Source organism: Candidatus Margulisiibacteriota bacterium, from assembly GCA_028715625.1.
Classification (GTDB): Bacteria; Margulisbacteria; Riflemargulisbacteria; order GWF2-35-9; family GWF2-35-9; genus JAQURL01.
The window spans coordinates 1-10,237 of record JAQURL010000048.1; the positions used below are offsets into that span (position 1 = coordinate 1).

At 40.6% G+C, this 10,237-nt stretch carries 10 protein-coding genes; 2 read left to right on the forward strand and 8 right to left on the reverse strand.

All coding sequences use genetic code 11. The features are described from left to right. Positions 1-337: 337 nt before the first annotated feature. Positions 338-1,762 carry a FapA family protein gene (locus PHV30_08285; GenBank protein MDD5457015.1) on the forward strand — a complete coding sequence of 475 codons (1,425 nt, stop codon included), beginning with the start codon at positions 338-340 and terminating at the stop codon, positions 1,760-1,762. Between the two features lie 87 nt (positions 1,763-1,849). On the opposite strand, the gene PHV30_08290 is transcribed toward PHV30_08285, so the two are convergent. From PHV30_08290 to PHV30_08310, 5 genes are all read right to left on the reverse strand, one after another. Beyond that, positions 1,850-2,191, reverse strand: coding sequence for a P-II family nitrogen regulator (locus tag PHV30_08290; protein MDD5457016.1), 342 nt, complete (start codon positions 2,189-2,191; stop codon positions 1,850-1,852). Positions 2,192-2,202: 11 nt separating this feature from the next. Continuing rightward, complete coding sequence (locus PHV30_08295) at positions 2,203-3,462, reverse strand: ammonium transporter (protein ID MDD5457017.1); 1,260 nt, start codon at positions 3,460-3,462, stop codon at positions 2,203-2,205. Positions 3,463-3,818: 356 nt separating this feature from the next. Then, positions 3,819-4,160, reverse strand: a complete 342-nt coding sequence (locus PHV30_08300) for a P-II family nitrogen regulator (GenBank protein MDD5457018.1) — start codon at positions 4,158-4,160, stop codon at positions 3,819-3,821. 12 nt (positions 4,161-4,172) lie between these two features. After that, complete coding sequence (locus PHV30_08305; protein ID MDD5457019.1) at positions 4,173-4,850, reverse strand: hypothetical protein; 678 nt, start codon at positions 4,848-4,850, stop codon at positions 4,173-4,175. 16 nt (positions 4,851-4,866) lie between these two features. Continuing rightward, on the reverse strand, positions 4,867-6,210 hold the full coding sequence (locus PHV30_08310) for an ammonium transporter (protein ID MDD5457020.1): 1,344 nt from the start codon (positions 6,208-6,210) through the stop codon (positions 4,867-4,869). 457 nt (positions 6,211-6,667) lie between these two features. On the opposite strand from PHV30_08310, the gene PHV30_08315 reads away from it, so the two are divergent. Continuing rightward, entirely contained in the window at positions 6,668-7,342 is a 675-nt protein-coding gene (locus PHV30_08315) for a DNA alkylation repair protein (protein MDD5457021.1), read from the forward strand. On the opposite strand, the gene PHV30_08320 is transcribed toward PHV30_08315, so the two are convergent. Genes PHV30_08320 through PHV30_08330 form a run of 3 tightly spaced genes read right to left on the reverse strand, consistent with a single transcriptional unit; the run spans position 7,335 to position 10,103 of the window. Then, positions 7,335-8,609: a CBS domain-containing protein gene (locus PHV30_08320; GenBank protein MDD5457022.1), complete on the reverse strand. Its 1,275-nt coding sequence runs from the start codon at positions 8,607-8,609 to the stop codon at positions 7,335-7,337. The two genes, PHV30_08315 and PHV30_08320, sit on opposite strands and share 8 nt — an antisense overlap. A 1-nt stretch (position 8,610) precedes the next feature. Beyond that, entirely contained in the window at positions 8,611-8,817 is a 207-nt protein-coding gene (locus PHV30_08325) for a hypothetical protein (GenBank protein ID MDD5457023.1), read from the reverse strand. 17 nt (positions 8,818-8,834) lie between these two features. Further along, positions 8,835-10,103 (reverse strand): divalent metal cation transporter, encoded by a 1,269-nt coding sequence (locus PHV30_08330; GenBank protein MDD5457024.1) that lies wholly within the window; start codon positions 10,101-10,103, stop codon positions 8,835-8,837. Positions 10,104-10,237: the final 134 nt, after the last annotated feature.

Genomic DNA, 10,237 nt, shown 5'->3' on the forward strand with positions numbered 1-10,237 from the left:
TTTTTCCTTTAAAAGCCCTGGCTGGAGTATTGGCTGCTGACACAAAAGCAGAAGTGTTATTTTTGGGAATTCAGCCCATATCAACTGAGCTGGGCCAAACCATGTCAGTTGAGGTTAAGAAAAGTGCGGATGAAATAATCGACTTTTTAAAATCCCGATATTAAAATACAGCTGATCCCCTTGAATCTTCGAAAAAGGAGAATATACTGGAATTAGTACTGTGTAGCGGAAATCATTATTCCAGAGTTCAACCCGGTACACATTAAACTCAGAGGTCAGGTAAGAAAGAAGATATCAACATACGAATAACCAGATTCGACAGTACAACAGTTAAATCATGTTGGATAAAGAGACCATCGATAAAATAAAGATTATCCTGTCTGCTGATGATATGGAAGCTATCCTGTTTATTCCTTCAGATATTGCGGAAATTAATATCAATTATTTATATCAGGTACTTTATCAATCCGGAATTAAATATGGGGTCGATGAAGTGTTACTCAAAAAGTGTATTGACGATAAATTGTTTGATCAGAATATTGTTATTGCCAAAGGGAAACAACCGATTCAGGGCAGAGAAGCAAAATTGGAATTTTTTTTCGAAACAGATTCACAGAATTTGAAACCCAAAGAAGTTGAAGGAGAAAAAATTGATATTCACGCGCTTTCCAGCGTAAATTGTGTTACAAAAGATACTTTGCTCTTACGAAAATATCCGCAGGTTCTAAGTGAACCGGGAAGGGATGTTAAAGGGAAAAAACTGATCGTTTATGATGCGCAGGATGTGCATTTTAAAATCGGAGACAATGTGAGGTTGAGCGAAGACGGCCTGGAGGTCTATTCAAACGTGGATGGCTGTCCTCAATGGATTAATGAGACCATAAGCGTAAATACCCGCTATGTAGTAGAAGCCGATGTGGATTTTTCTGTCGGCAATATTGATTTTTTCGGCGATGTATTTATTAATGGAAACGTCCTCAGCGGTTTCCAGGTAAAAGCCACAGGAAGTATCATTATTCAGGGATTTGTGGAAGCCGCAAGAATTGAAAGCGGTCAGAATCTAAATATTTTAAGAGGTATTGCGGGTAGCCAGAATGCGTATGTGCAAGCAGCTCATGATATTTATGTTGATTTTGTGGATTCAGCTACTGTTGAAGCGGGCAATTCCATTTTTGTTAATAAGAGCATCAGGCATAGCAAACTGTATGCCGGCCACTCCATTTTTTGTGAGAAGGAAGAAGGTCAGCTTATAGGGGGAGAAATTCATGCTTGTAAAGTGATTCAAGCAAAAGAAGCCGGCACAGTTTACAGCACAAAAACCAAGTTTATTTTAGGTACCGATCCGGTGCTGATAAATGAGTTGAGCATGATTGACAAGGAACTGGAAACTGTTAAAGATGAACACGAAAAATGTAAGTCGGTACTCAATATGCTTTTTGAAAAAATAGAAAATCATAAGAGAAAACAAGACCAGTCACCTGAAAACCTTAAGCATTTTGCAGAGCAATATCTGAAAATAGCGGAAGTTGTCAAAGCATTTGAACAACGAAATCTTGAACTTAAGGGAAATAAAGAAATTTTAGAAAAAAAGATTAAGGCAAGCGGGCACGCCAAACTTTCTATAAGTAATAAAATATATCCCGGAGTTGAAATATTTTTTGACAAAAAAAGATTGTTTATTGATCAGGAACTTTCCTTAAAAACGTATAGAATAGTAAATGATGAGATAATAGAGGGTATATTCGAGAAAACAAATCCTTGAAAGCGCTTTTCTCAACAAGCAGAGAAAGCGGCTGAAATGGGGGTAACATCAAAGCCGCTTTCAATTTAAAAAGAAGGGTGGAATTATTTATCCGATAGCCAGAGGGCCTCTTTCTCCGGTACGAATACGGATACAATCGCTTAAATCCATTACGAAAATTTTGCCGTCACCGACTTCACCGGTTTTAGCTCCTTTAATGATAGCGTCAATTGTAGGCTTTACAAAGTTATCATTAACTGCGATTTCCAGACGAATTTTTTTCAAAAGGTTTCCTGTTTCCTTTGTGCCCCTGTAATATTCAGCCACACCCATTTGTCGGCCATGCCCAAGCACTTCGCTGACAGTTATCAGGTTAACTTCGGCCTTGTATAGCTCTTCTTTAACTTCTTCCAATCTGAACGGTTGTATTATGGCAATAATTAGTTTCATAGTTATCTCCTTTACTCCAGAACCGTATAGGCCCGCTCATTGTGTTCGCTGACATCCAGACCCATGGCTTCTTCTCTTTCCGACACTCTTATGCCGATAACCAAATCGATCCCTTTTATGATAATAAAGGTTATAATCAATGAATACAATGCTGAAACAATTGCGGCGAAAATTTGTAGTTTGAGCTGATGAGGATTTCCTCCATAGAAATAACCGGAATAAGCAGCCTGCACGGCAGGTGTGGCAAATAGTCCTGCAGCGATTGTGCCCCATGCACCGCCTACACCATGCACACCAAAAGCATCCAGGGCATCATCATAACCGGCCCAATTTTTAATGAATATTACAAATATATAGCAAATTATACTTACGAGAATACCTATAAATAAAGCTCCGCTTACATCAATAAATCCTGATGCAGGCGTTACCGCTGCAAGACCGGCAATGGCTCCCGTGGCTACACCAAGTATAGTAGGCCTTTTTAAGATTATCCAATCCAGAACAAGCCAGGTAAGTGCTGCGGTTGCTCCGGCTACATGAGTGACCACAAAAGCGTTTACAGCCAAGCCGTCAGCGGCCAGAGCGCTTCCTGCGTTAAACCCGAACCATCCGAACCACAGCAGTGCAGTACCCATAACTGTGAAAGCCAGGTTGTGCGGTGGAATAGCGCGAAGATATTTGCGTTTCCCAATAACCAAAGCTGCAACCAGTGCTGCAATCCCGGCATTGATATGCACTACAATACCTCCAGCAAAGTCAATTACACCCATTTTATACAGCCAACCATCAGCGGCCCACACCCAGTGTGCCACCGGTGCATAAACAAATAGTGACCATAAAACTGTGAAAACCAGAAAAGCTGAAAATTTCATTCTTTCTGCAAATGCGCCGATAATCAGCGCCGGTGTGATAACAGCGAACATACATTGAAAAATCATGAATAATTGATGGGGAATACGTGCGTAAGGCTGCGCAATTGTATAAGGACTTGGCTCGAAGCCCACATGTTTAAGCATTGCCCAGTCAAAGCTGCCAATAAATCCTGCCAATGATCCTTTGCCAGGGGCGAAAGCCAGGCTATACCCGCAGATAACCCATAACAGGGTTACCAGACAAAGCGAGATAAAGCACTGCATAAGCACACTCAGAACATTTTTTCGTTTAACCAGACCACCATAAAAAAAAGCGAGCCCCGGAACTGTCATGAGTAAAACCAGAGCGCTGGCCATGATTATCCAGGCCGTATTACCGGAATCTATAAAGGGTTTCATTTTACACCAACCTTTCAGTTAATGTTAAATATATATTTTCTATTGATAAATTGTCAAGATAAAGAATTAAGTTTAACAGTAAAAAATATAAAATTAGCTTGAAGATAATTTATAATAATAAATATTTAAGATTATTTTTTGTATTTTTAATGTATTTTATTCAATATTTTCATGATGAGTTGGTTGATAATAATTTTGAACAACACCGGATGTCCGAAATAACCACATTGTCATTGCGAGGAGCAAGTCTTCATTCTCGGACATTTTCATGGGAATGACTGTCATACAAAGAGAAAGCCCCTTACTGACAAATGAAAATCAGTAAGGGGCAACTGAAAGAGAGGGTGTTAAATTTATCAGCCTATAGCCGAGGAACCTGTTTCTTCAGTACGGATGCGAATACATTCTTTAAGGTCCATTACAAAGATTTTGCCGTCGCCGACTTCACCGGTTTTGGCCCCTTTAATAATTGCCTCAATAGTAGACTTGAGAAAATTGTCATTAACCGCGATTTCCAGACGGATTTTCTTCAACAGATTACCTGATTCTTTGGTGCCTCTGTAGAATTCGGTAACTCCCATCTGGCGACCGTGGCCCAGGACTTCGCTTACTGTAATCAGGTTAACTTCTGCCTTATACAGCTCTTCTTTAACCTCTTCCAGCCTGTAGGGCTGAATGATAGCGATTACCATTTTCATATGCGCACCTCCTTATAAATTTATATCCAACTGTGTGGTAAATGTCGGTTTTGCCACGTTATTGTAGGTGCCATAACCGAAAAGTATGGATGTATTGGTATCAAACATCCAGGAAAACCCATAGAACAATGAACCGAGAGAAGACTTGGTCCCGGCGTAATCTATACAAACCCACAGTTTGTCATTGATGGCCTTATCCCAGGTCAGGATCGGTCCGGCATTATCTTTTGCGCCGTTATCGGTAAGCAGATCAGGGTTTCCCATAAAATATCCAGCGGATAAGCGTCCGAATTCAAAATTTTTGGCTATCAGGCCATAGATAACATTTTGATTGGTTGCGCCGGCTTGTGTACCAAAGCCGAAAGCCCCTACCGCAACCGCTACCGGCAGAGTGCTGCTTTCGGGCAGCGCGTATTTGGCGTTAAATACAAAAGGTGAATCCTGCGGCAGAAAAATATCAACACCAATTTCGATTTCAGGACTTAAACCATAGGTAAGGCCCAAATCGGTAGGGAGAGCGTACCCTCCGCTGTTCGTCCCCTGAGTAGTGAAATAGTTGTCGATCCCCAGGTGAAAAGTTTTTGCTTTCTGGAGGTCAGTGCTGGGATTCCAGACTTGGGTCGACGGTGTAGCCAGCAGCATGCCGGCTATTGTTAAACTTAGTGATGCAAATAATATTTTTTTAAACATTTCTGTGACTCCTTTCTTATTCTATTACCGTATAAGCTCGTTCATTGTGTTCAGTAATATCCAGGCCCATTGCTTCTTCTGTTTCAGAAACTCTAACACCCATTATCAGGTCCAGGACCTTGTAGATGATAAGGGTTCCTGCGAAAGAATAGACCATGGTAATGCCAACTGCTATTAACTGAATGGTCAGTTGGTGGGGGTTACCGTAAAAAAAGCCCTTGTATGCAGATTGTACAAGCGGGGTAGCAAATAATCCGGTAGCGATAGCGCCCCAGATACCGCCGATTCCGTGTACGCCGAAAGCATCCAGTGCATCATCATATTTAAAAAAGCCTTTGATAACCACTACAAAGAAATAACAGACGATACTTACCACTGCACCTATAATCAGGGCTCCGGTAACATCGACAAATCCTGAAGCCGGGGTTATGGCTACGAGGCCGGCAACGGCTCCCGTGGCAGCGCCCAGCATTGTAGGCCTTTTATGCATGACCCAGTCTATCAGGGCCCACATAAGCGCGGCTGTGGCTGTAGCTACATGAGTTACCATAAATGCGCTGGCGGCTAATCCGTCAGCGGCCAGACCGCTTCCTGCGTTAAATCCGAACCATCCGAACCAAAGTAATGCGGCGCCGATCATTGTGAATACCAGATTATGCGGCGGTACGCCTTTCAAGTATCTTCTTTTCCCGATTATCAGAGCTGTGGCCAGAGCAGCCATACCGGCATTGATATGCACAACTGTGCCGCCGGCAAAATCCAGAGCGCCCAGCTTGAGGAGCCAGCCGTCTGCGGACCAGACCATGTGTGCTATCGGTGCGTAAATTAATAATGACCACAAAAATGTGAAAACCATAAAAGTTGAGAATTTCATGCGTTCGGCAAAGGCGCCTATGATCAGGGCCGGTGTGATGACCGCAAACATGCATTGAAAAAGCATAAAAACAAGATGAGGAATACGCGCTGTGGCTTGTGATATATAGTAGGGGCTGGGTTCCATGCCTACATTTCTAAGCATTGCCCAATCCAGGCTGCCTATAAATCCGCCCAACACTCCTTTGCCCGGACCGAAAGCCAGACTGTATCCTATTGTAACCCAAAATACGGTTACCAGGGCCAGTGTTAAAAAGCATTGCATAAGTACGCTTAAAATATTTTTTCTTTTAACCAGACCTCCGTAGAACAAGGCAAGTCCCGGAGCGGTCATGAGCAGGACCAGCGCTGAAGACATAAGCATCCAGGCGGTATTGCCAAAGTCTATATAGGGTTTTGGATCTGTGGCGACAGTATCATCTCCCAGGGCGAAGCCTGCAAATAAAACTATGAAAACTATTGTTAATAAACGAAAAAAACGATTCATTTTGTCCACCTCCTGCAGTTTGTAAGATTGGTTTACTAAGATTCGGTTGGTTCCCTGCTCCTCCTTTCTTTTTTAGTTAGTTATTATTTTATTAATATATTTGCTAATGTCAAGCAGTATTTTTTATTTTTACCGTAAATTTTAAAAAATAGCTTGATAAAATATTAATATTTAATAAATTATCGAATAATAATTAAAATAATTTCAGTAAAATATTAAAAATATGATTGATGTTTTGAAATTTAGCAGGATTTGTTGCGGTTGTGGTTAAAAAGAAGTTAATATTTATTGGGCACACTTCGTCAAGCTCAGTGTGACACATTATTTTTGTCATGTTGAGCCTGCTTGCCTTGACGTAGCTTTAGCGTAGGCGGGACGAAACATGCGTCTGTATTATATTGAGCTATGAGGAAGCATACTGTTTGCGAACAGCTTTATTAACATTATAATAGTTATCATGACTAAAACAGTTGAAGAAATAATTCAAATATTTAAAAAACAGAAAAATGAACATAATCTTGCTGGTATGGTCAGATTTGGTATTAAAACAGATAAAGCCTACGGTATTTCTATACCTGAGTTACGACAACTTGCAAAAAACATTGGCAAGAATCAGCAACTGGCGGATAAATTGTGGGAAAGCGGTATACATGAAGCGCGGCTCCTGGCTTGTTTTATAGCCAGGCCAGCTGAAATATCTCAGGTTCAGACGGAAGCATGGGTAAAGGATTTTGACTCCTGGGATATTTGTGACCAGTGTTGCAGTAATGTTTTTGACAAAACTCCCTGGGCTTATGATAAGGCCGATGAATGGAGCCGGCGCGAGGAAGAGTTTGTGAAAAGGGCCGGTTTTGTTATGATGGCTGCTCTGTCGGTTCATGATAAAAAAGCGTCGGATAGTAAATTTTTACCTTTTTTTGAACGGATTAAACAGGAAGCGGAAGATGAAAGAAATTTTGTGCGAAAAGCCGTTAACTGGGCTTTAAGGCAAATAGGGAAAAGGAACGTCGTTCTTTATGACGAAGCAATCAGGGTTGCAAAAGAGATTCAGAAAATTAATTCAAAAACAGCAAAATGGATTGCAGGCGACGCACTAAGAGAGTTCCGGAAAAAAGAAGCAAAATTTAAATAAAATGATGCTTTAAATTGATGATATCACGGTAGGGAATAACACCAATAAGTTTTTCCTCATGATCAGTCAGTGGAATCGCCCGAAAGCTGTAACGGTAAAACATACTTGCTGTTTCTCTTAATGTATTCTCCGGTTTCAAACTGATAACGTGAGTGATCATGATATTTTCCAGTTTTTCTTCCATATCTGCCTGCAACAATTCTTTTACATCCACTACACCAATGAGTTTTTCCTGATCATCAACAACATAGATATACATGACGACATCTTTATCTTTTGCTATATGGCGGAAATCATCCAAAACCTGTTTAACCTGAGTCTGCGGTGAAAATTTAAGCACATGCGGGGTGGCGAAGTTTATAATTTTTTCATCATGTTTATCAATCAGGAATTGTATTTTTTCTACCACATCTTTATCCATATGCAGAATAATATTGTCTGCGTCGGCAGCCGGAAGGATTGATAACACATCTGCTGCCTGGGCTGGTGTCATATCATTAATAAGTTCCGCAACGCGTCTGATGTCGATAGATGAGATCAGGTCTCGCTGAACACGCGGCTCAACTTCTTCCAGTGTGTCGGAAGCTTGTTCGGTGTCCAGCTGATTGAAGATGGCCAGACGATGTTCATGATCAAGTTCTTCCAGCATATCGGCCAGGTCTACCGGGTGAATGTCCGATAATTTTTCTTTAAGTATTTTAAGTTTTACATTGCCCTTGAAACTACTTAAATTTTCCGGTAAAGGTTGAATATAATTCCAGGATAGTGTTTCTTCCTTGATAATGTTAGCCAGGTTATAAATAAAGTTGGCCAGCCACTTAAAGCCGATGCGCCGTAATAACCCGTATTTACTAAAATCCACATCACTGACATACATTTTATTACCGCTTATAAAAAGTCTTACATCGTAAACAACTTCAACTTCATTATCATCAAGGTCCAGTACTTTTTTATCCAGCACATGGTCCTTTAATAAAATCTGATGCTCAGCAGGGTCTTTTTCGTATGGCTCCAGGTTTTCAATATCGATAATTATTTGGTTTTTGGTTGATTCTTTTACTTTTTCCCAGGGTACGAGCAAGGAGTGATAACCGAAGGGACGACGAATAAAAAATGTTGTCACTTCAGGGATTTTTTCCGTTTCAATAATAATCATATCCACAAGGCGACCTATGCGCTTGCCGTTCCATATTACTTTTGCTCCGATTATTTCACTGAGAAAAAATGTTTGCCCGGTCTTTAATGGTGGTTTGATGTTGTTTGACATTTCAGATAATCATGGTTACAAATTTATAAGCCAGCAAGCCTACTAAAAACAATAAATATAACCTTAGCATGAGTAAGGCGAATTTAACAGGTTTGGACATCTTTACCTTGGGTACATGATAGCGTTTGTTTATTTCTTTTATCTTACTGAAATTTTCAGTTATGAAGATATAAATTTTTTTATTAATAACATCGATAATTTTTAACATCAATAATTACTCCTTGTTCATCTGAACATATTCGGGAATATAATACTGATCCCATATAATGTTGATAATAATACTATTAATAAAACAATGCTTGTACCAACAATATTTTGTACCAGATTGTTGCGGTATTCACCCATGGTTTTTTCATCATTTAAGAGAAGAAGCAAAAAAACCAGTGCTGCCGGCAGCAATGTAACTGCGACAACCTGAACAAATAAAGTGATAAGCACCAGCGGAGCTTTAGGGATGAGCACTACAATTCCGGCAGTGACCAGAGTAATGAAATAATTGGCGTAAAACCAGGAAGCTTCCTTGATTTTGTTATTTAATGAATGTGCCCAGCCAAAAACTTCGCCGAAAGCCCAGGAGCTGGCTAGCGAAATACAGATTGCTCCCAGCAGACCGGCATCAAATAACCCGATGGCCAGCAGTGTGCCCAGATGACGGTTGAAGCCCATTAGTATATGTGAAGCCTGTGCCGCGCTTTCTATATTAAAGCCGACCAGCAACGTGCCGGTAACTATTACTATAAAAACAGCGACGACAACAGTTAATATAGAGCCAAGCAAAGTATCAAATTTTCCCCAGGGAATATCTTTTTCTTTCATACCTTTGTCCACTACCGCGCTTTGCTGGAAGAATAGCATCCAGGGAGCAATGGTCGTACCGATATTGGCCATCAGATAGAAAAAAAGAACACTATTAAAACCTCCGGGGAAATTAGGTATCAGTCCCTGAGTCAGGATTTTTGATACGGAAGGGTGGACTATAAACGCTCCCGGTATATATATCAGGTTCAGGGCACAAAAGAGCAAGGCTACCTTTTCCCATGTCCAGTATCTGCCGTTTAGCACCATGAACCACATAAACAGACAGACAGCGATTACAGTGAAATAGGGTGGAACACCAAAAATTTTTAAGGCTGCGGTCATCCCGATAAATTCGGTAACCAGTGTAAGCCAGTTAACAATAATCAGGTCCAACAGGGAAAACCAGCCCCAGAAAGCACCGAAACCGTCAAAAATTGCTTCAGCATGACCTCTTTTGGTAACAGCGCCCAAGCGGACAGTCATTTCCTGCACATAATAGGCAACCGGAACAAGCAAAAGTAAAAACCAGATCAGATGATAGCCGAATTTGGCTCCGGTGGCCGAATACGTAGTTATTCCGCCTGCGTCATTATCGGCGATCATGACAATAAGACCGGGACCGGAAAGGATCAGATATAACTTCACCGCTTTCCAGATTTTTCGATATTCGTAAAATAATTTTGGAAAGAGTTTCATATTTTTTCTCCGGTATCTAATGGTCAGGCCTCCCAAATTATAAATCGAGAAATCTTTTATGGCTAGGTGAAATTGCCGTATAGTGTAAAAAAATTATGTTACAAAATTTTTAGAAAATACATATTTTTACCTGA